The organism is Dactylosporangium darangshiense, assembly GCF_039537565.1.
Lineage (GTDB): Bacteria > Actinomycetota > Actinomycetes > Mycobacteriales > Micromonosporaceae > Dactylosporangium > Dactylosporangium darangshiense.
In genome coordinates, this window is the sequence record NZ_BAABAT010000031.1 from 88551 (window position 1) to 109106 (window position 20556).

The 20556-nt window shown below is 76.2% G+C and carries 13 protein-coding genes; 9 read left to right on the forward strand and 4 right to left on the reverse strand.

What is annotated here, in order from left to right:
- Nucleotides 1-2: 2 nt before the first annotated feature.
- The 3 genes from ABD901_RS39745 to ABD901_RS39755 form a co-directional block, all read right to left on the reverse strand.
- Nucleotides 3-587 (reverse strand): hypothetical protein, encoded by a 585-nt coding sequence (locus ABD901_RS39745; protein ID WP_345135463.1) that lies wholly within the window; start codon nucleotides 585-587, stop codon nucleotides 3-5.
- Nucleotides 588-667: 80 nt separating this feature from the next.
- Nucleotides 668-1054 (reverse strand): VOC family protein, encoded by a 387-nt coding sequence (locus ABD901_RS39750; protein WP_345135465.1) that lies wholly within the window; start codon nucleotides 1052-1054, stop codon nucleotides 668-670.
- Nucleotides 1051-1347: an ArsR/SmtB family transcription factor gene (locus tag ABD901_RS39755; RefSeq protein WP_345135537.1), complete on the reverse strand. Its 297-nt coding sequence runs from the start codon at nucleotides 1345-1347 to the stop codon at nucleotides 1051-1053. The genes ABD901_RS39750 and ABD901_RS39755 overlap by 4 nt, the downstream gene beginning before the upstream one ends.
- A gap of 339 nt (nucleotides 1348-1686) precedes the next feature.
- Between ABD901_RS39755 and ABD901_RS39760 the strand changes: the two genes are divergently transcribed.
- From ABD901_RS39760 to ABD901_RS39800, 9 genes are read left to right on the forward strand one after another with little or no spacing between them, the layout of a single operon-like run.
- Complete coding sequence (locus tag ABD901_RS39760; protein WP_345135467.1) at nucleotides 1687-2283, forward strand: 4Fe-4S single cluster domain-containing protein; 597 nt, start codon at nucleotides 1687-1689, stop codon at nucleotides 2281-2283.
- Nucleotides 2280-3605 carry a coiled-coil domain-containing protein gene (locus ABD901_RS39765; RefSeq protein ID WP_345135469.1) on the forward strand — a complete coding sequence of 442 codons (1326 nt, stop codon included), beginning with the start codon at nucleotides 2280-2282 and terminating at the stop codon, nucleotides 3603-3605. The genes ABD901_RS39760 and ABD901_RS39765 overlap by 4 nt, the downstream gene beginning before the upstream one ends.
- Nucleotides 3602-5308 carry an AAA family ATPase gene (locus tag ABD901_RS39770; protein WP_345135471.1) on the forward strand — a complete coding sequence of 569 codons (1707 nt, stop codon included), beginning with the start codon at nucleotides 3602-3604 and terminating at the stop codon, nucleotides 5306-5308. The genes ABD901_RS39765 and ABD901_RS39770 overlap by 4 nt, the downstream gene beginning before the upstream one ends.
- Nucleotides 5305-7206, forward strand: coding sequence for a hypothetical protein (locus ABD901_RS39775; protein WP_345135474.1), 1902 nt, complete (start codon nucleotides 5305-5307; stop codon nucleotides 7204-7206). The genes ABD901_RS39770 and ABD901_RS39775 overlap by 4 nt, the downstream gene beginning before the upstream one ends.
- Nucleotides 7203-8279, forward strand: a complete 1077-nt coding sequence (locus ABD901_RS39780) for a hypothetical protein (protein WP_345135476.1) — start codon at nucleotides 7203-7205, stop codon at nucleotides 8277-8279. The genes ABD901_RS39775 and ABD901_RS39780 overlap by 4 nt, the downstream gene beginning before the upstream one ends.
- A complete protein-coding gene (locus ABD901_RS39785) occupies nucleotides 8276-10783 on the forward strand; it encodes a hypothetical protein (RefSeq protein WP_345135478.1) in 2508 nt (835 codons plus the stop codon). The genes ABD901_RS39780 and ABD901_RS39785 overlap by 4 nt, the downstream gene beginning before the upstream one ends.
- On the forward strand, nucleotides 10780-12216 hold the full coding sequence (locus tag ABD901_RS39790) for a hypothetical protein (protein WP_345135481.1): 1437 nt from the start codon (nucleotides 10780-10782) through the stop codon (nucleotides 12214-12216). Before ABD901_RS39785 ends, ABD901_RS39790 begins: the two co-directional genes overlap by 4 nt.
- Nucleotides 12213-13199, forward strand: coding sequence for a coiled-coil domain-containing protein (locus ABD901_RS39795; RefSeq protein WP_345135483.1), 987 nt, complete (start codon nucleotides 12213-12215; stop codon nucleotides 13197-13199). The genes ABD901_RS39790 and ABD901_RS39795 overlap by 4 nt, the downstream gene beginning before the upstream one ends.
- A complete protein-coding gene (locus ABD901_RS39800) occupies nucleotides 13196-14881 on the forward strand; it encodes a vWA domain-containing protein (RefSeq protein ID WP_345135487.1) in 1686 nt (561 codons plus the stop codon). The genes ABD901_RS39795 and ABD901_RS39800 overlap by 4 nt, the downstream gene beginning before the upstream one ends.
- Here ABD901_RS39800 and ABD901_RS39805 read toward each other — a convergent pair.
- Nucleotides 14835-20525: a hypothetical protein gene (locus ABD901_RS39805; protein WP_345135489.1), complete on the reverse strand. Its 5691-nt coding sequence runs from the start codon at nucleotides 20523-20525 to the stop codon at nucleotides 14835-14837. The two genes, ABD901_RS39800 and ABD901_RS39805, sit on opposite strands and share 47 nt — an antisense overlap.
- Between the last annotated feature and the right edge of the window lie 31 nt (nucleotides 20526-20556).

A 20556-nucleotide genomic window follows, 5' to 3' on the forward strand; every position in this document is an offset into this window, starting at 1 on the left:
CGTCAGGCTACTGCCCGTGCCAGCGCGGGGATCTCTGCCGGTCGCGAAGTCGTGGCCAACGAGAGCCACACGATCGACGCCGCGGCGGCGACGTGGATGAGGCTGGTCCACGGGGTGTCCTGCAGCGGGGCGAGCGCGGCCAGGAGCGTCAGCGCCACGCCGTAGCCGGCGGCGGGCACCTTCGGGAACACCCCCGCCCGCAGCATGGAGGCGCTGAACAGCAGCGTGCCCGCGACGAAGACGCCCGCGCAGCCGAGCAGCGCCGGCCCGGTCGGCCCGGCCTTGAGCGCGGCGACGGCGCCGTCGTCGTCGAGGTAGAACAGCACCACGTTGAGCGCGAACGCGACCCCGGTGAACAGGCCCAGGCCGAGCAGGTTCACCGCGTAGGCAAGCGCGGCGAAGCGCCCCGCCCGCTCGCGGTGGTGCAGGTAGAGCGCGTTGACGGCGGGCGCGGCGAACGCGACGCCGAGGCCCAGGACGAGGCTGGTCGCGGCGGTCTCGCCGGTGAACGCCTCGATGGCGCCGGGCACGCCGATGGACAGGCCGAGGATGACGCCGCTGGCGGCGCCGAATCGTTGCAACCACATGCCTGCGGACGCTATGGCCGGTGACCCCTCGCCCGGCAGTGCCGCCCGGCCACGTTGTCCCGTCCGTCCGGCACGTGCCGTTACTGGGCGGCGATCTGGATGAGGTTGCCGCACGTGTCGTCGAAGACGGCGGTGGTGACCGGGCCCATGTCGGTCGGCGGCTGGGTGAACACGACCCCGGCGGCGACGAGCCGCTCGTACTCCTGCTGCACGTCGTCGACCGCGAACGACGTCCACGGGATGCCGTCGCCCACGAGCGCGTCGCGGAACGGCTTCACCGCCGGGTGCCCGGCCGGCTCGAGGACCAGCTCGACGCCGTCGGGCTGCTCGGGCGACACGACGGTGAGCCAGCTGACCCCGTCGCCGAGCGGGATGTCGGTCTTCTTGGCGAAGCCGAGCACCTCGGTGTAGAACCGCAGCGCCTTGGCCTGGTCGTCGACGAACACGCTGGCAAGGTTGATCTTCATCTCGTCTCCTTCGGCCGCCATCGCTCGACGAGCGCCTCGAGCGGGCCGGCGTCGATGTAGTGGAACTTGTACCGCCCCTCGCGCCGGGTCCGGACCAGCCCCGCCGCCTCGAGGACCTCGAGGTGCTGGGAGATCGCCTGCCGAGACGAGGTGATCGCGTGCTTCATGGTCAGCCGGCCGCACAGCTCGAACAGGGTCTGCCCGTCGCGCTCGGTCAGCTCGTCGAGGATCGTGCGCCGGGTCGGGTCGGCGATCGCCCGGAACACGTCACCGTCCGCCACGCCACCGAGCATACGCAAGTAACCACTTGCCTATCAAGCGGCGCCTCCGGGTTACCGGAAAGGCTCGTCCGATCGGGCTCTTTCGCGGCCCGGAACCGCCATTCCCGCGCGCCTGACCGGAGGGTTGTTCGGCCCCGAAGCAGTGCGCCGCGGGGGGATTCGGCGAGGTAGGCGCGGGATCGCACCGGAAACGCCGCGTCATCGGCGCGAGTGCGTGTCGTTGACCCCCGTGCGTAGCATGCTGCGCGGAGGGCATGCACGATGAACCTGGCCGTACCCCCCGAAGGCGAAACCCCGGCAGAACAACACCTTCACCGTCTCAACATCGCCCAGCACGCGACCGCGCAGGACGTGCTGGGACCCGGTCGCAGGGCCGTCGTCTGGGTGCAGGGATGCCCCTTCACGTGCGCCGGCTGCGTATCGCCGGAATGGATCCCGGACCGGGCCGCGCGCCTGGTGCCGCCCGGCGAACTGGCCGAGGAGATCCTGGCCGACGAGACGGTAAGCGGGCTCACGTTCTCCGGCGGCGAGCCGATGGCCCAGGCCGACGGCCTCGCCGACCTCGCCGAGCAGTGCCGGCAGCGACGCGACCTGACCCTCGTCTGCTTCACCGGCTACCGCCTGGAACGGCTGCGCGGGCCGTCCGCCCCGCCCGGCGCGGCACGCCTGCTGGCGCAGGCCGACGTGCTCATCGACGGGCTCTACGTCGCCGCGCGCGACGACGGGCGCGGGCTGCGCGGCAGCGACAACCAGCGCGTGCACCACCTCACCGGCCGGCTGGCCGGCACCGGCTACGACTTCGAGCACCGCGCCCGCACCGCCTACGTGCGGCTGGCCGGGCCGGACCTTTTCATCGTCGGGGTGCCTCCGCAGGGGCTGGTGGCCGCGGTCGAACGCGCCATCGTCCCCGTCGGCGGCCCGACCGTCACGGAGGGGCATCAGCGATGAGCGGCCGAAAGACCCGGACCATCAGCGAGGACCGCTACGAGTACCTGAACCGCATCGCGGCGGGGCACAGCAGCCTGGTTGCCGATCTGCCCCGGCTCTTCGAGGGCGTGCAGCAGCAGTGCCGCTCGATGCTCGACCAGGAGATGCGCACCGTCAACCAGCGCCAGCAGGACTTCGCGCGGTCCCTGGCCGGGCTGAGCGAGCGGGCCGCGGCGTTCGAGCGCGACACCACCGCGCGCCTCGCCGCGCAGCAGGCCCAGATGAACGCCGACAAGGCCTACCTCGAGGCGGCCATCACCCAGGAGCGCGAGATCCGGGCCCGCCAGGTCGCCGCCCTGCAGAGCGAGGTCGACGCGATCAAGGACACCGCCCAGCGCGAGCAAGAGGCTGCGCAGGCGTGGCTCGCCGACGCCGACGCCCTCCACGGCGCGATCCGCACGCACCTGCCGCACGAGCGGTTCGCGCCCGGCGAGGTGTCGGCGGTCGATGCCGAGCTGCAGACCGCCCGCACTAACCTCGCGAGCGGCTTCGCCGGCCCCGCGCTCGGCCTCGCACAGGGCGGCTTCCACCGCCTCACCGAGATCCGCGGCCGGGTCGAGCTGCTGGAGCACCAGTGGCGCCAGGTCCAAGCCGACGCGCGCGAGCGGCTGCTGACCGTGCGCGCCCTCGCCGAGCGCAACCGGACCCGCCCCGGCATCACCGACGACGACCGGGAGCTGCCGGACGTCACCATCGACGTCAACGCGCTCACCGACGGCGCCGTCACCGCCGCCGAGAAGCGCATCGAGGCCCGCCTGGCCGAGGTCGAGAACCTCGGCACATCCGTGGAGCGGCTGCGCGCCGTCACCGCCGAGGCCGACGCGATCGAGGCCGCGATCACCGACGCGGTCCGGGCCGCCAACGTGGCCCACCTGGCCACCCAGGCCCGCGCCGACCTCGCCCGCAACATCGTCGGGACCCTGCAGCGCAACGGCTACGGCCGGCCGCGCGAGATGACCTACGAAGGCGACGACCAGCGCAACGCCCTGTTCGTCAAGCTGCGCCACCCCGACGGCAGCACCATCGTGGTCGAGGTCGCGCCGACCCCGGCCCCCTCGCCCCTGGCCGCGCCCGGCATCCACATGACGATCCACTCCTTCGACGTCGACACCACCAGCTCCGAGACCCGCGACGAGCGGATGCGCGAGATCGTCGACGAGCTGCGGGCCGAGGGCAACGACGTCCACGCCGGGCAGTTCACCGCCGAGGAGCCCGACCGCCGCGTGCTCGACTTCGACCGGCTGCGCAAGCCCGGTACCGACCGGGACAGGGACGCCGGATGAGCACACCCACGCACCCGTCCGGACCGGTCACGCCGCGGCTCGCCGCGGCGCTGCCGTTGCGCGACCCCGGCTCGGTCGCCGTCGTGCACGGCCCGGGCGTCTCCGACCACTTCGTCGGCGTGGACTACCTGGTCCGCCCGTTCGAGGAGGCGGTCTGGGCCGAGCTGCACCGCGCCGGCTTCGAGCGGATCGTGTTCAGCGACACCAACCAGCAGGTCCACTTCCTCGACGAGGAGTCGCGGCGGCTCACCGAGGAGGACGACCCCGACGCCGAGGCCCCCGCCGACGGGCCGGCCGCCGACCTGCTGTTCGGCCCGAACGGCCGCTCGGGCCGGCGCCCGTCCCGGCCGCGCTCGCCGCGGCCCATGTCCGACGCGATGGCGGCGAAGCTGCTCGCCCAGCTCATGCGCGACCGGTCGCACCGCACCGCGCTGGTCATCACCAAGGCGGAGAACTTCCTGCGGCACTTCAAGGCCCAGCGCGAGTTCGCCGACGCCTTCGCCGACTGGACCTCCGGCCGGGCGCAGGGCAACCTGTGCGTGCTGGCCTTCGGCACCGACACCGGCGCCGAGATCATCGACCTGGCCGGCGGCCCCGACGGCCACCGGCCGCTGATCGCGTTCCTGCGCGCGCAGGCCGACCTCGGCGAGCGTGGCCGGATGCGCCGCATCGGCCAGCCCGACGACGCGGAGCTCGAGCGACTCGTGCAGGTCGTGCGGGTGCGGCACGGCCTGCGCCTGGCCGACTGGTGCGAACAGCCCGCCGTGGTGCGCACCATGGCCGCCGAGCGGCGCAGCAGCATTTCCTACTGGTGGGATCTGCTGCGGGACATGGCCGGCCGGGTGCCGCTCGGCGTCGCCCAGCTGCGCGACGAGCAGCGCGTCGAGGTGCTGGCCGGCGGCCGGCGCGCCGAGGACCGCCTCCGCGAGCTCATCGGCCTCGCCGAGGTCAAGGAGAAGGTCCGCCGCGTCGTGGCGCTCGCCGAACAGCAGCGCCTGCGGCGCGAGCGCGGCCAGGACGTGCGGCCGGTCAACCTGCACATGCTCTTCCTGGGCAACCCCGGCACCGGCAAGACCACCGTCGCCGGGCTGGTCGGCGAGCTCTACCGCGAGGCCGGCGTGCTGGACAAGGGCCACGTGCACGAGCCGCGCGAGCTGCTCGGCACCCACGTCGGCGACGCGACGCACAACACCGACGTCGCCGTCGAGCGGGCCATGGGCGGCGTGCTGTTCATCGACGAGGCCTACCAGCTGTTCAGCGGCGCCAACGACCGCTTCGGCCAGGCGGTCGTCGACCGGCTCGTGCAGCGCATGGAGGAGAACCTCGGCCGGTTCGCCGTCATCCTGGCCGGCTACCCGAAGCCGATGGAGGACTTCCTCAAGCGCAACGACGGCCTGCCCCGCCGGCTGCCGGAGAGCAACCGGATCACATTCGTCAACTACAGCCCCGACGAGCTCATGCTGATCCTCGAGCTCATGCGCGCCAGCGAGGAGACCGAGTGGGGCGCGGGCCTGCTGCCGCAGCTGCGCCGCATCGTGGAGGGCCTCCACCGCGACGCCGGGCCGACGTTCGGCAACGCGGGCGAGATGCGCAACCTGCTCGACGCGATGGTCCTGCAGCGCGCGGTGCGGGTCCGCGGCGACATCGACGCGCCCTTCACGGCCGAGGACATCCCGGAGCTCTACCGGAAGTACCTGGCATGAGCGCCCCGCGCTGCCCGGTGTGCTCGTGGCCGGCGCCGCCGACGGCCCCGGCCTGCGCGGTGTGCGACTGGCAGCTGCTCAGCGGCCTCGTCCTGGGCCCGGTCACGCCCGAGCGCCGGGCCGCCTTCGAGCGCCGCCTCGCCGCCGCGCAGCGCACCGCCGACCGGCGCGCCGCGGCGCTCGCCGCCTCCGCCGAGGGCCGCTTCGACCCGGTCGTGGCCAGGCGCCTCGAGCGCCTGCTGCGCAGCGGGCCGGGCGCACCGCAGGCGAGCCCCTGGCCGCAGATCGACGCGGTGCCCGGCGCCGGGCAGGCACGCCCGGACTCGGCCGAGGGGATGCCGGACGCGCTGCGGGATCTCGCCGACTCCCGGCTGGCGGGCCTGGTGTTCGTGCAGCTGGACGCCGAGGGCGCCGCCGCCGTCACGGTCGACGTGGGGCCGGCCGGGCTGCCGCGGCTCGCCGGGCCCGAGCGCCGCCAGCCCTGGCACCGGCTGCTCGTCGCGCTGCCGGCCGACGCCGACGAGTGCCGGTTCCTGCTCGCGGGCGGCACCGGCACCCTGGGCGGCGAGCCCGACCGGCTCGTCGAGGCGGCCGCGGACCTCGCCGCCACCCTCGCCGCGCCGCCGTGGCGGCCCGACGGGCACGGCCTGGTCGTGGTCGCGCGGACCGCCGGCCTGCCGGCGGTGGACGCCGCCGTGGCCGCGGCCCGGCGCGCCGGCGGGACCGTCGCCTCGCTCGTCGCGGTCGCGGACCGGCGGCCGCTGCCCGAGATCGTGGCCGATGCGGTGCGGCGCGCGCCCTTGCGGTACGACATCGGCCTTCGCGGCGTGACCGTGGACCGCGACTCGGGGGTCGTGCGCCCGGCCGCGCGGACGCTGTTCCACCGCGACATGCCGGCCGACGACGACGGCGCGCGTACCGTCACGGTGAACGTCGCGGCGCACCGCTCGGCGGCCAAGCAGCTCGCGCTGCCCGTCTGCGTCGGCGAGCCCGGCCGTCCGGAGTGGACGGTGCTGCGCATCGGCCGGATCGCGGTCACGCCCGGCGCGTCGAGCCAGGTGCGGGTCCGGCTCGACCCGAGCGGCGCGGTCGGCTTCGAGGCGCCGGCCGGCGCCGACGACGAGGAGCGCACCTGGGCGCAGCTGGCCGCGGCGGTACCGCCCCGCGTGCCCTTGCCGCAGCGCATCGACGTCGCCTGCCTGGTCGAGCTCGGCGGGACCGCGCGGGCACACGCCGACCGCGTCGCCCGGGTCGGCGCCGTGCTGGACCTGCTCGCCGCCCGCGACGACGTCGCGCCGGGCGTGCGCGTCGCCGTCGTCGGCTACGGCGACCACGACTACGGCCGCATCCACCGCGTCGACGGCCCGTTCCCGGTCCAGCCCCTCGGCGCGCCGGCCGCCGCCGTCGCCGCGCTCAGCACGGGCCTGTGGGGCGCGGCCGGCGAGCGCTACGGCGCCGCCGCGCCCGTCGAGGACGCCGTGGCGCGACTGTCCACCCTGGACTGGTCGGCACCCAGGAAGGTCGCGCTCGTGTTCGGCCGGCGTCCGCCCCACCCGCACACCCACGACCGCAATGCCGACCTCTACGGCTGCACCGACCAGTTCGTGTGGGCCGACGAGGTCGCCGGCGCCCGGGCCGCGGGCATCCGCTTCGCCGCAGCCGTCGAGCGGCGGCAGTGGCGCGAGGACCTCGCCGACGCACCGGCGGCGCTGCGGCGGTGGGCCGAGCACGCCTGGTCGCTGCTCGGCGACGGCGACCATCTCACCGACCCGGACGCCTCCTCGGCCGCCGAGCTGCTCGCCGCCGCCGGCCTCGCCGACGCCGCGCCCGGCCGTCCGCTGCCGCTCGCCCTCGTCGGCTCGCACGAGGGCACCGAACAACCCGGAGGCGACCGATGAGCGAACCGGACCACGAAGCAGGCCTCTTCGACGACATCGCCTCGGCGACCGCGGCGGCCCCCGCCGAGGCCGCCGACGACTCCCGCTGGGCGGAGCCGGACGCGGCCGACGGGCGCGATCCGATCAGCATCGCGCTGTGGGGCGGCGTCGGCAGCGGCAAGAGCGTCTTCATCGGCGCCCTGCGCCGCGCCATCGGGTTCACCGAGCACGTCGGCAGGTGGTCGATGCACGGGCTGGACAAGGACTCGCGCTCCTACAGCAACAACGCCGCCGCCGGGCTGCGCGGCGAGACACCGCTCCCGCTGGCCACCGAGACCGCCAGCAACCTGTCGTGGACGGTCCGCGGGCCGTTGAGCAGCGGCGACGACGTCCAGGTGACGCTGCGGCTGCGCGACGCGCCCGGCGGCGACTACCGGGAGTCCAACGACGCAAGCCCCGAGGCGACGCTGCAGTACCTCGCCGCCGCCGACGGGCTGATCTACCTGTTCGACCCGACCGGCGAGCTGCCCGACCCCGACCCGGCCGGCGGCGCCGGCGGCAACGGGCGCCCGCGGGCGGCCGGGTCGTTCACCAGCACACTGCAGCTGCTGCAGGCCCGGGTGGCCGAGGCCGGGCACGCCGGCGTGCGGCTGCCGCACTTCCTGGCCGTCTGCGTCACCAAGCTCGACGATCGGCGGGTGTTCGCGGCGGCGAACCGGCTCGGCCTCATCGACAGCGACGCCAACGGCTCGCCGTGGGTGCCCAACGAGCTGGCGAAGGAGTTCTTCCGGCGGTTGTGCACGGATCAGCGGTACGGCAACGCGCCCGAGATCTGGAACGACATCCAGGGCGCCTTCGACCCGGCCCGCACGAGCTACTTCGCCACCTCCGCGCTCGGGTTCAGCTACGGACCGGACAGCACCGGCGAGGCCGACCCGCTGGGCATGCGCACGTTCCCCAACCGCGTGCCCCGCGAGAAGCTGTTCTGGGTGCAGGAGTCGGCACAGCCGATCAACGTCTTCGAGCCGCTGCAGACCCTCATCACGCAGATCGCCGCGCACGGTCGCGTCCACGGCGCCGCGGTGGCCCGATGAGCGCCACGACGGCGGCCCGCTGGGCGAGGTGGGGCAAGCGCCCCGGCTCCGTGGACGAGCACGGCATCCTCGAGCACAGCGAGCCGGGCGGCACCGCCCCGGCCGGCATCGAGGCGGCGATCCGGGCGCTGCCGCTGGGCGGCTCGTGGTCGGTCGGCGGCGGCCCGGGCGCCCGGCCGTGGCTGCATTTCGTCCCCGTCGACTCCGGCGCCGGCGCGCCCGACGACGACCGGGCCCGCTTTGCCGTCGCCATCGTCGAGGACATCGGCGCCACCGACGGCTACGGCCGCGGCACCGCCGCGGTGCGCTACACCGACATCCCGCTGAAGACCTGGCTCGCCACCGACCGCCCGTTCACCGCGATGCGGGAGGCCCTCGACGCGCCCACCGCCGCGCCGTCGCCCGGCGAGCGCGCCTCCCTGTCGCTGCAGGCCACCCCGGAGCCGCTCTCGCGCACCGAGAAGCGCCAGCCGAAGCTCTTCGAGTGGTTCCTGCAGGTCGCCGGCGCCGTCGTCGACGGCCCGGTGGCGATCGTGTCCGTTCCGGACGCGGCGAGCCTGAAGGTCCGCCTCGCGATGCTCGACACGGTTGCCGCGCTGCTGCCGGCGTGGGCGCGGGCCTACCTGTCCGCCGGCACCTGGAGCACCAGCAGCCAGCACGCGCTGCGCCTGGTGTTCGGCGAGGGCGCCGGCCCGCAGCCGACCCAGATCCCGCTCAACATCAAGATCGACCGCGGCGAGTCGACCGGCCGCGACTACAGCGACCTGCTCGCCGCCCTCATGCTCCGCCGCGGCACCGACGCCGTCGCCGCCGACCTCGCCGCGCTGACCACGCCGCCGGACTGGGCACTGGTCGACGAGGCCGGCGTGCTGGTCGGCGCGCTCGAGGAGCTACGCGGCCTCGAGGCCGCCGTCGACGCCGCCGACGACCTCGACCGGACCACCGCGGCGGTGGAACGCTACCCCCTGCCGCGCTGGCCGGCCGACCTCCGCGACACCGTCGACGCCGGGCTGTCCGACCCTGCCGAACGCCCGGAGGTGGCCGGGTTGTGGTGGGGCAAGCTCCTCGTCCACCGCCCGGACGCCGCCGATGACTTCGGCGGCCGCTACGCGCAGCAGGTCGTCGCGCTGGTGCGCTCCGGCAACACGATGCCCGCCTACCTCCTGTGGCAGGTCGCCGACCGGCTCAGCGGCGCGACCGGCGAGCGCGTCGCCGGCGAGGTGCTCGCGTCCGCCAACCTGCCGGGGCAGTTCGGTGGCGTGCTCGCCTGGCTACACAAGATCGCCGACGCCCGGAACCTGGGCCGGCTACGGTCCGTGCTGGAGGAGCACGAGCCGGTGCTGCGCGCCTTCCTGTTGGAGGAACTCCGCCTCGACACCGGGCCGCGGCCGGGCCGGCTCGGACGCATTCACACCCAGCTGGCCAAGGGCAAGCTGAAGCTGCCGTGGCTGCAGGCCTGGGTGCACGGCACCGATCCCGGCCCGCTCGAGCTGAACAACGCCGGGCTGCTCTGGGCGATCGCCCGGGTCACCGGGCCGGAGGTGGCGCTGTCCGACGGCATCGGTTACGTCGTGTCCGCGGCGATCGGCCAGCACCAGCCGGGCGCCGCGCTGTGGGCGCTGCTGCGCGACGAGCTGCGCCGGCCGCTCGGAGCCGCCGCCAAGCCCTGGAACCGCGGCCGGGCCGACGCGGCCCGGGTGCTGCTGGACCTGGCCGTGGTCGACGCGCCGGCTCCGGCGGAGCCGACCGGCGATCAGGACGTGGCGCCGTACCTCGAGGGTTTCGAGATCATCCGCGCGCGCCTCGATCCGGCCGGGCCCGGACCCGACGCACTGCTGACCGCGGTGGTCGGCGCGCTGCTGGGGAACTGGCCGGAGCGGCTCCCCGACGAGTTCGTGCGGCGGCTCGAGGGGTACGCGGCCGGCCCCGAGCTCGACCGCCTCGCCCGGCTGCTGATCGATCCCGTCAAGCATCACCCCGGCATGAGCCAGCTCAGCCCAGAGCTGTGGAACCGGCTGCTCGCCGCGTACCGGGCCGATCCGCGCGGGCTGATGCTGCGTCGCCTCACACAGGACGCGTTCACGCTCGTCAAGGGCAAGCACGCAAGCCCTGCTGACCTGGACGCGCTGGCCCAGCGGTGCGTCGAGGCCGTCGCAAGCGTCCCGGCCTACAACGTGCTGCAGGCCGTCGCGCCGGTGGCCAAGCTCGACCACGCCGACATCGACGCGTTTCTCGGCTACTACCGGGCGCACCTGAGCCGGTCCGGCCGGGCCGAGGTGGACGTGCGGGACGAGCTGCGCACGATGCTGCGGCACATCACCAACGGGGTGTGGGACAAGGCCGGCCAGCGATACCGCCGGCACCGGGCCGAGCAGGTGGCCGAGCGCCGTCGCGGGCACGAGCTCGAACTGCGGCAGCTCGAGGCCCAGGTGGTCGCGCTGCGGACGGCGATCGAGCTCGATGACCACGAGCTGCGCATACTCGACGAGAAGGGATCGGCGTGAGCGGGGTCGGCGTGAGCGGGGTCGGCGTCGACCTCGGCGCCGCCTACACGAAGGTCGTCCGGGCCGGCGAGGACGGGCAGGTCCAGGCCGCCGTGGTCCCCACCGCCGTCGACTACGACCCGGCCGGGCGGCCCGCGCTGCCCGCGCCCGAGGCGGCCCGCCGCGCCGCGCCCGGCATCGCGGCCGCTCCCGCCCCGCCCGGCCCTGGCCGGCTGCGCTGCGCCGGGTTCGTGGAGCACCTGGCGGCCGGGCGGGCCGACGTGCGGCGGGCGGAGTGGGACGGGCGCACCGCCGCCGTCGTCGCCCGGGACTTCCTGGCCCTGCTCCCCCACGCCGCCGGCCCGGCCGGCCGGCGCCCCGCCCTGCTCGCGCCGTCCGCGCCGGACGGCGGTGCGCTGGCGCGCGGGCTGCTGCCCGGCGGCGCACCGGCCTACGACGCGCCGCTGCACCCGGCGGCCGCCGTGACCGCTGCGCTGCTGCACACCGACCCGGACGCCACCGACGCGCGCCGGGTGCTCGTCTGCGACCTCGGCGCCGGCCGCTTCGCCTTCACCCTGTGCTCCCGCGACGGCGGACGGATCCTCGTCGTCGACGAGGCCCTCGTCGAGCCGGCGGGGCCGGGGATGCTGGCCGACCTGCTCGGGACGGCCGGGGCGGGCGAGGGCGCGGCCGCGGCGTTCGAGCGGACGGCGCCGAGCGACCGCGTGCTGCAGGACGTGCTGACGCGCGCCGCCGCCGACCCGGAGCTGTGGTCGGACACCCCGGTCGCCGAGCTCGCCGACGGGCCGCTGGCCGCCGGCGCCATGCTGGCCTGGGCCGAGCCGACGGCCGGGCGCATCGGCGCCGCCCTGGCCGAGCTCGCCGCGCGCCAGCCGGACCACGTGCCGCTCGCGCCCGGCGACCGGGCCGTCGTGCTCGGCGGGTTCGCCGGGGTGCCGCAGTTCGTGGCCGCCGTGCGCGCCGCCGTCGAGCCGGTGGTGCGGGTCGACGGCGCCGGCCGGTGGGCGCTCGCGGCGACCGGTGCGGCGCTCGCCGCGGCCGGCGTCGTCGACCCGGTCCCCCGCTATCCGCATGCCGTCGCCGTCCACGCGCACCGCGTCGCCGGCGGGCTGCTCGCCGACGAGGTGGTCGAGCTGCTGCCGGCCGGGCGGCCGTGGACGGCCGAGGCCGCGCGCGACACGGCCGGCACCGCGATCGTCACCGTGTTCGGCGACGACGGCGGGCCGCTGCCCCTGCTCGTGCGGGACCTGGGCGAGGGCGCCGGGCGGGCGGTCGCCACCGTCCCCGCCGGGCAGCCGCCGGCCGGCACGTACCGGATCGGCGCCCACGTCGACCCCAGCGGGCGCGGCGTCGTCACGATGCGCGACGAGGCCGCCGGCACCGTCCGGGCCTACCTGCTCACCGACCCCGTTGCCGAGGAGGGCAGCCCATGACGACGAGCACCGCGCCGCCGGGCGCCGAGGACGTGCCGCCGCAGCTCAATGCGCTCGGGGCGGCCCTGTCCGGCGCGGCCCGGCTCCTCGCGGACAACGCCAATGCCTCCCGTGACGAGGCCCTGCACCTCGTCGCGCTGCTCAGCGACCGGCTCCAGGCCGACGGGCGGCCGTTCGTGACGGCGCTGGAGCCGGTCCTGCACCGGGCCGGCGGCGGCGCCGCGCTCACCCAGCGCACCATGCTGGTCGCCGCGCAGATCGCCGACGCCGAGGGCAGCATCGCCGGGCTGCGCGACGCCTACGTGCAGTTCCAGGCCCGGCACTCGGCGCTGCTCGAGCTGCAGGCCGAGGAGGAACGCGAGCGGGGCCGGCTGGCGGAGTTCCAGCGCCTCGAGCGCCTCGCCGAGCACCTGCCGCAGCTCAAGGCGCAGCGGGCGGCGCTGGAGCAGCGGGTCGGCGGCTACCGGCAGGGCGTCGTCGACGAGGAGACGCTCCTCGCCGCGGCCGCGCACGCGATCGCCGAGTTCGAGCCCGAACCGGCCCGGCTGCTGGGCGAGCGGGCCCGGTTGCTGCTGGCGCAGGCGCGCTCCGTCGCCGACGGCACGGCCCTCGCCATGGGCGAGTGGAAGGCCGCGATCGCCGCCGTGGAGCGCGAGCAGGAGGAGCACAACCGGGTCGAGCACGCGATCCGCGAGGCCGACGAGCGCCGCGCGGCGCTGCGCCAGGCCGTCGCCGACCGAGCGGCCGCGCTGCGCGCCTACGCCAAGGCCGACCGCGACCTGCTCGGCGCGCTCGACACCGCGCCGTCCGGTGAGGCCGAACCGGGCCTGGAGGACGCGCGGCGCATCGCCGAGGAGCTGCTCGACGACGTCGCGGAGAAGCTCGGCCGCGTCGATGCGGCGCTGAAGACCATGCTCGACGCGCTCGACGCGCAACGCGAAGGCGACCACCAGGTACGGCGGCTCGGCGAGGGGGCGGCATGATCCCGTTACGCAAGCTGGTGCGCGGCCTCGGCGCCGCCTGCCTCGCCGCGGCGGCGGCCGCGCTGCCCGGGACGGCGGCGTTCGCCGACCCGGCGCCGACCGTCGACGAGATGTACCGTGCGCTGGGCGTCGACTCGTCCGTCGGCGCCGCCTATGTCGTCGTCGTGGACACCTCCAGCTCCATGGAGTCCGGCGACGCCTACGCGCAGGTGCGCTCGGCCCTGCCCCGCTTCGTGCGCGCCCTCGCCCCGCAGGACCGCATCGCCGTCGTCACCTTCGACACGAGCGCCAGCGTCCTCGTGCCGCTCGGCAAGCCGCCGCAGAGCATCTCGCTGCCGGCCGCCGACGGCGACAACACCGACTTCGGCGTGGCCCTGGAGAAGGCCGTCGAGCAGCTCGAGCACGCCGACGACCTGAAGGTCGGCGGCATCGTGCTGCTCTCCGACGGCGACCTCGACGCGCCCGACGACAAGCGGTACTGCGACCTCGACCAACCCGGCTGGGCCGCCCTGCGCGATCGCGTCTCGGCCCTGGAGAAGTCGATGACGGTCACCGGCTACGGCCTTGACCTGCACGCCGGACGGCAGAACCACACCCGCTGCGGCACCGCGCAGGCGGACCAGGGCAAGCCCGCCGTCGGCGTGGAGAAGGTGCTGCACGCGGTGTTCCCGCCCGAGCGGGTCGAGATGCAGTCCCCCGGCACGAACGCCCTGTCCGCGGTGCTCGACCAGGCCAAGAGCTCGACCCGCGCGGCGAAGGCGACCGCGCTGCTGCGCGAGGACGCCGGCGCCGTCGTCGAGGCGACCGCCACCGCCGGCGACGCGCCGCTCGACCTCGCCGCCGCGGGCGAGGTGCCGGTCACCGTGACGCTGCGCAGCACCGCCCGGCACGTCACCGACGTCGCCGTCACGAACCTCGCCGTCGAGGTCTCCGGCCTGCCGGCCACCGTCACCGGCCTGCCCGCCGAGACGCACCTGCGCCCCGGACAGCCCGTCACCGTCACGGGCCGGCTGGCCTGGCCGCAGCGGCACACCCGCGGCTTCACCGCCGGCACCGTGGACGTCCCCGGCGAGCTGCGCGTCACCGGCACCGTGTCGTCGCCGTGGACGGAGGTGGTGCGCCAGCGCCTGGGGTACGCCGACTTCGCCCTCGGCGCGATCCGGAGCACCCCGGCGGCGGTGCACGGCCGCTACGCGCAGGCCGCCGACCCGCTGCGCTGGGCGATGGTGGTGCTGCCCGTCCTCGTCGCGCTCGCGGTCATCGCCTGGCTGCTGCTGCGGCGGTACCCCCCGATGCGCGGCGTCCTGTACGTGAAGCTCGTCGGCGAGGAGGGTGCCGGGCGGTACACGCGGCTGTGGGGCTGGCGGCGCCGCCGCCGGCTGGCGGACCTCGTCGGCGTCCCGGGCACCCTGGTGGTCCGCCCGGCGCCCGGGGGCGCGCTGCACGTCACGGTGAACCGCCGGGCCGGCGGCGACCTGCCGGACCCGGAGCGCAGCGGCACGACGGGGGCCGTGCCCAACACGCCGACCGAGCACCGCCTGATCCGGGTCGGCGTCGGCGTGCGCCACTTCCCGCAGGGCCGGCCCGACGGCGCCGTCGACGAGTCGCCGCGCGCCGCCGCCGTTCCCGGCCCGGCTACCCCCGCGGCGGCCGATCGGCCCAGTTGGTCACGGTCGAGGTGATGTTCCCGGTGCCGGTGTTGTTCAGGACGCCGTCACCGGAGTTCACGACGTGCTGGTTGACGACGGTGACCGCCGTCCCGGCGGCGTTGCGCCGGTCGAGGTCGGCGACGAGCTCGCGCAGCGCCGCCACGAGCGCCGGCCGGTCCTCCAGGCGCGCCTCGAAGTTGCCGGCGAGCTTGCCGCTTTCGAGGTCGAGCTCCCGGCCCGGCGCGGCGTCGAGGATCCGGGCGCGGGACCGCTCGAGGGCGTCCTCGGTGCGGCGCTCCGCCTCGGGGTCGCCGCCGCCGAGCAGCCGGGCCAGCTGCTGCTTGGCCCAGCCCCAGGTGTCCAGCGCCATCGCCGTGATCGCGGAGGTGGCGGCGGAGGTGGCCACCCCGGCGATGTCGACCCCTTCGAACATGCTCGCTCCGTTCGGTTCATTCGCTTCGGCAACACGTGACTCGTCCGGGTTCAAGGCGGCCTGACGCTCGGCGAGCCGCGTCTCCGGGTGATCGGTGCCCCAGCGCGCCCGCTTCTCGGCCAGCGCGGCGTCGACCTCGGCCTGCGCGCCGGGGACGCCGCGGGCGCGGCGCACCAGGGCGAGGTTCAGCCGGGCGGCCGCGCCGAGGTCCGTGCGGGTCGGACGGCCGCCCGACAGGTGCATGAGGACGTCGCGCAGCTCCCGCTCGGCGGCGTCGAGGTCGCCGAGCCGGCGGGCCGCCGCGGCGGCGGTGACCGCGGCGAAGAGCGTGAGCGGGTGCCCGGCGCCGAACCGGATGCGCAGCCACTCGCGGGCCTCCTCGGCCTCGCGCCGGGCCGGCGCGGCATCGCCGCCGTCCAGGCGCACCGCGGCCAGGTGCATGGCGGTCTCGACGGCGCCTGCGCTCGAACCGCCGCCCGTCGCGCGGGCCCGCCCGACGACCTCCAGCAGCAACGCCTCGGCATCGCGGGGCGAGCCGGCCATGGCGGTCACGTAGGCCCGCTGCCGATCCAGCTGCAGCATCAGCGGGTGCATGTCGCCGATCTCCGGCAGCGCCGCCGCGCGCACCTCGTCGAGCGTGCGCCGGGCGGCGTCGAGGTCGCCGGCCCGGGCCTCGGCGGCGGCCCGCAGGACCAGCGCGTGCCACAGCCCGAAGCCGAAGACGGTGCCGTTGATGCTCCAGTCGGCGAGGATGCCGGCGAGCTCCGCGGCCGCCTCGGGGTCGCGCAGCTCGGCCAGCAGCAGCTCGGCCAGGGCGGCCCGGGTGCCGAGGCTCGCCGGGTGGCGGGGCCCGAACTGGCGCAGCTGCTCGGCGAGGACCGTCTCGAGCTCGCGGCGGGCCGGGTCGAGGTCGAAGGCGGTGCGGTGCACCTGCCCCAGCCGGAAGCGCAGGCCGGCCGGGCCGTAGTCGCCGGGCGTCGCGTCCTCGTCGCCCGCGCCGGGCCGCTCCAGGCTCGCCGCGAGCATGGCCGAGTACGCCGCGCGGGCACCGGCGAAGTTGCCGGCGGCCTGTGCGGCGTGGGCCATGAGGTCGCGGGTCGCGGGCAGCATGCCGGCGTCGGCCGGGTCGGCCGAGGCCATGAGGTCGCGCTCGAGCGCCTCCAGCGCGGCGCGGGCCTCGTCGCCGCGGCCCTGGTCCACGAGCACCGCGCCGAGGGCGTGGCGGGCCCACGCCGGCGCGGCGCCGTTCCCGGCGGTCAGGAAGCCGCGGCAGAAGCGCTCGGCGCCCACGAGGTCGCCGAGGCGCTGCAGCACAATCGCCAGCTGCCAGCGCAGCGCGCCCAGCACGCCCGGCAGGTCCGGCGGCCCGCCGGGACCGGCCGTGGCGACGGCGGCGGCCGCCTCGGCCTCGGCGACCTCGCCGGCGGCGCGGGCAGCGGTGAGCCGGTCGAGGCGGTACAGCCAGGTCACGTGGGTGCTCAGGGCCCGGATCCCGGCGGCGGTCAGCTCGCCGTCGCCGTCGCGGTAGGCCCGGGTCAGCTCGCCGAGCCGCGCGGCGCCGTGCAGGGCCAGCATGCGGATCGTGCCGCTGTCGGCGGCCTCGGCCGAGTCGACGCCGTGCCGGGCGGCGAGGCCGGCGAACAGCTCGCCGGCGACCTGCGCGGCGCCGTCGTGGTCGCCGGCGCGCAGCCGCATCCGGGCCAGCCGCAGCCGGGTCGTGTCCGCCTCCGCCGACTCCGGGCCGAGGGCTGCGACCTGGTCGAGCAGGACCCCGTGCAGCTCGGCCTCGGCGCCCGGCTCGCCGGCGATCTCGCGCAGGTGCGCGGCCTGGGAGCGGATGTCGAGCGTGACCTCGTGCCCGGCGCCGAGCGCGGCGGCCGCCTCGCCGGCCAGGGCCCGCAGGTCGGCGCCGGTGCCGGTGGCGTCGCGCTCGCCGGTGAAGCGGCGCAGCTCCGTGGCGTGCGCGCGCAGTTTGAGCACGTCGGCGGGGTCGTCCCGGCCGCTGTCGCGCAGCGCGGCGATGAGCTGGCGGTTGTGCCCCAGCGCCGCCGGGTAGTCGCGGGCGTCGACGAACTGCTGCACGAGCGCGCGGCGGGTGACGAGCGTGTCGTTGGCGGCCGGGCCGAGGTGCTCGGCCTCCCACGCGAACACCGCCAGGGCGTGCCCGACCGCCTGCGCCGCGCGCCCGTTCTGGGCCAGAACGAGGGCGTACTGGTACCGGATCGCGCGCAGCACCGGGTGCTCGAGGCCGTGGTCGGCGCCGAACGTGTCGAGGAAGCGCCGGCACTCGTCGCGGGCGGACGGGTCGCGGCGGGCGGACAGCAGCGAGATGAGGGCCGACCACGCCTGCATCACCAGCGGCGCGCGCGGCCCGACGAGGCGACGCTCCTTCTCCAGCAGCTCGCGCAGGCGCCGCTCGACGGCCTCGGCCTCCTCGACGGCGCCGAACCCGGCCATCACGATGTCGAGCATGGCGCGCATCGGGTGGTCGGGGTTGGCCTCCCAGCCGGCCCGGTCGATCGCGGCGCCGAGGCGCTCGGCGTGCTCGGTGAAGGGCCCGTCGGGCGAGCTCAGCGACGCCATGGCGCCGAGCACCCCGAGGGGGTTGCCGGGCAGCACGCCGCTGAGCGAGCGCTGCAGCGCCGGCAGCTCTGCCGCGGCGGCGGCCATGTCGCCGCGTTCGTTGAGGGCGCCGACGAGCTGCAGCCGGACCAGGTTGGTGTGCTGGTGCTCGCTGCCGAGGGTGCGTTCGATGCGGTTGAGCAGCGGGCGCAGCCGGTCGGCGTCGGCGCCGTGCAGCCGGGCGCTGGCGGTCTCGATGGCGACCTCGGTCGTCAGCGCGTCCGGGTGGTCGGGGCCGAGCAGCCGCCGCTCGTCGTCGAGGACGGCGTGCAGCAGCTCCAGGCCCCGTTCGCCCTGGCCGGTGTCGCACAGGAGCAGGCCGAGGGTGTACCGCACCGCCCGCACGGCGCCGGAATCCGCGCCCTTGCGGTCGATCTGCTCCGTGAGCAGTGCTTCAAGGGCGTCGATGCCGCGCTGCGGGTCGTCGCCGACGGTCAGCGCCGTGGCGAGCCCGAGCCGGGCGGTGAGCCCGACCTCGGCCTCGGCCGACGGGGACATCTCGGCCAGGCGCACCAGCGTCCGCCAGTCGGCCTCGGCCTCGGCGTCCATGCCGTTGAGCGCGGACGCCTGGGCGACCTTGACCCGCAGCTGCAGGGTGAGGTCCGTGTCGCCGAGCACCTCGGTCACGCCGTCGAGCAGCTCGCGGCAGGCGCGCACCTCGTCCGCGGTGGCGCCGCCGTCGAGCACGATGAGCGCCCACGCGATCCGCAGCCCGGCCTGCAGGTCGTCGGTCTGCTCGCCGCGCTCCTCGAGCAGCTCGTCGGCCCGGCCGAGCAGCGCGATCGCCGCCTGGCCGTTGCCGGACTCGCCGAGGAACCGGGCCGTGGCGGCGCCGACGCCCATGAGGGTGCTCAGCCGCTCGTCGACCGCGTACCCGCCGGCGTTCCACCGCGCGAGCAGCGCGTCGTGGATGGGCGGCACGGGCCGCCACTGCGGCCACTCGGCCGGGTCCTCGGGGTCGCCGTTGGTGTAGTCGTCGACGGCGTCGACGGCCACGCCCCAGGCCGGCTCGGCCCGCCCGGGCGGGGTCTGCTCCGCGATCACCTGCGCCACCAGCATGTGCACCGCGATCGCCGGCGGCGCCTGGCCCGCCTGGCCGTCCTCGGGCAGCTCGGCCGGGACGCGCTCGATCGGGGTCACCAGGCCGCTCAGGCTCAGCTCGCCTATGAGCCGGTCGATGCGGGCCTGCGTCAGGGGCTGGCCTGGCGGATCGAGCACCCGGTCGAAGCGGGTCAGGTCGACCAGCGCCTGCGGGATCGGGTGCGGCGCGCCGAAGGCGGCGAGCACCTCCAGGACCCGGCGGGCCTCGGGGAAGCCGGAGTGCTCCAGCAGCCGGGTCGACAGGTACCACGTCTCGGTGACCCGCCGCCGGGCGATACGCTCGTCCTCTGGCCGGCCGAGGTCGGCGGCGTGGTCGATAAGGTCGCTGAGCTGGGTGTCGAGGGCCTCGCGGTAGGCGTCGAAGTCGCGGAAGCGCCGGCGCGGGTCGTTGAGGTACCGCCCGGCGAGCAGCAGGGCAAGGGGTAGCCCGCCGAGGCGGTCGGCGAGGGCGCGCGCCTGCTCCTCGGAGCCGCCCTCGGGCGCGTGGTCGAGCAGGATCCGCCCGCCGTCCTGCGCCGGCAGGATCGGCACCGGCCGCAGCACGCTGGCCGGGCCCCAGGCCGCCGGGTCGGCGCGCCGGGTGGTGGCGAGGACCATGCCGCGCTCGCTGGCGCGGAACCAGCCGGTGCCCGACGCGGGCGAGCCGAGGCCCTTGGGGTCGTTGGGGTCGTCGGCGTTGTCGAACACGAGCAGCCACGGCCGCTCGGCCGCGGCGAGCCGGCCCCAGATCGCCTCGGGCAGGCTGAGGCCGGTGGCCCGGCCCAGCAGCAGTGCGGTCGGGTCGACGCCGAGGCGGCGGGCGACGTCGGCCATGCCACGGTCGATGTCGAGGGCCTCGACCCAGTACACGTCGATGCCCTCGGCCTGCGCCTGCCGGGCCAGCTCCATCGCCACCGTGCTCTTGCCGGCGCCGCCGAGGCCGTGCAGCACCCACGGGTGCCCGCTCGGCGCGCGCACCTCGACGAGCAGCTCCCGCAGCAGCTCGTCGCGGCCGCGCACCTCGGGCAGGGCGCCGATGGGGGCGAGCGACGAGCCGTTCCACAGCTCGCCGGAGGAGGTGACGTTGAACTCCCGGATGTAGTAGGAGAAGACGTCCCCGGTCCCGGTCATGTTGATGTGGTCGCCGTGCGCGCGCTGGTTGATGATCGGCCCGGTCGCGGGCGCCGGTGCACTTTGCCGGGGAACCGGGGCCGGCGGTGGCGATGGCTCGACCCGAGCCCTGAGGGCGTTGCCCTGCCGTTCCCGGGCCTCCGCTCGCTCCAGGAACTCGCGCAGGGCCTCCACGGCGGCCGGATCGCGGCGTCGCCACGCCTCCAGCTGCCGCTGCCACCAGCCGGGCTCGCGCTCGTCGTGGCGCGGCCGCCCGGCCGACGGGTCCGGCTGGGCGCGCGAGACCTGAGCGTGCAGGACGATGACCGCGGGGTCGCGGTGGCCGAGGCGGCCGACCGCGGCGACGGCCCGCCCGACGAGGGCGGCCTCGGCGGGCGCGGTCACCGTGCCGCCGGCGCGGGCGAGCAACACTCGAGCAACACGCGCACCAGTCCCCCTCGCG

Coding starts and splice junctions, on each gene's coding strand:
- ABD901_RS39755 (WP_345135537.1), bottom strand. CDS start 1,347: ATGCTCGGTGGCGTGGCGGACGGTGACGTGTTCCGGGCGATCGCCGAC.
- ABD901_RS39770 (WP_345135471.1), top strand. CDS start 3,602: ATGAGCACACCCACGCACCCGTCCGGACCGGTCACGCCGCGGCTCGCC.
- ABD901_RS39775 (WP_345135474.1), top strand. CDS start 5,305: ATGAGCGCCCCGCGCTGCCCGGTGTGCTCGTGGCCGGCGCCGCCGACG.
- ABD901_RS39780 (WP_345135476.1), top strand. CDS start 7,203: ATGAGCGAACCGGACCACGAAGCAGGCCTCTTCGACGACATCGCCTCG.
- ABD901_RS39745 (WP_345135463.1), bottom strand. CDS start 587: ATGTGGTTGCAACGATTCGGCGCCGCCAGCGGCGTCATCCTCGGCCTG.
- ABD901_RS39800 (WP_345135487.1), top strand. CDS start 13,196: ATGATCCCGTTACGCAAGCTGGTGCGCGGCCTCGGCGCCGCCTGCCTC.
- ABD901_RS39795 (WP_345135483.1), top strand. CDS start 12,213: ATGACGACGAGCACCGCGCCGCCGGGCGCCGAGGACGTGCCGCCGCAG.
- ABD901_RS39785 (WP_345135478.1), top strand. CDS start 8,276: ATGAGCGCCACGACGGCGGCCCGCTGGGCGAGGTGGGGCAAGCGCCCC.
- ABD901_RS39750 (WP_345135465.1), bottom strand. CDS start 1,054: ATGAAGATCAACCTTGCCAGCGTGTTCGTCGACGACCAGGCCAAGGCG.
- ABD901_RS39765 (WP_345135469.1), top strand. CDS start 2,280: ATGAGCGGCCGAAAGACCCGGACCATCAGCGAGGACCGCTACGAGTAC.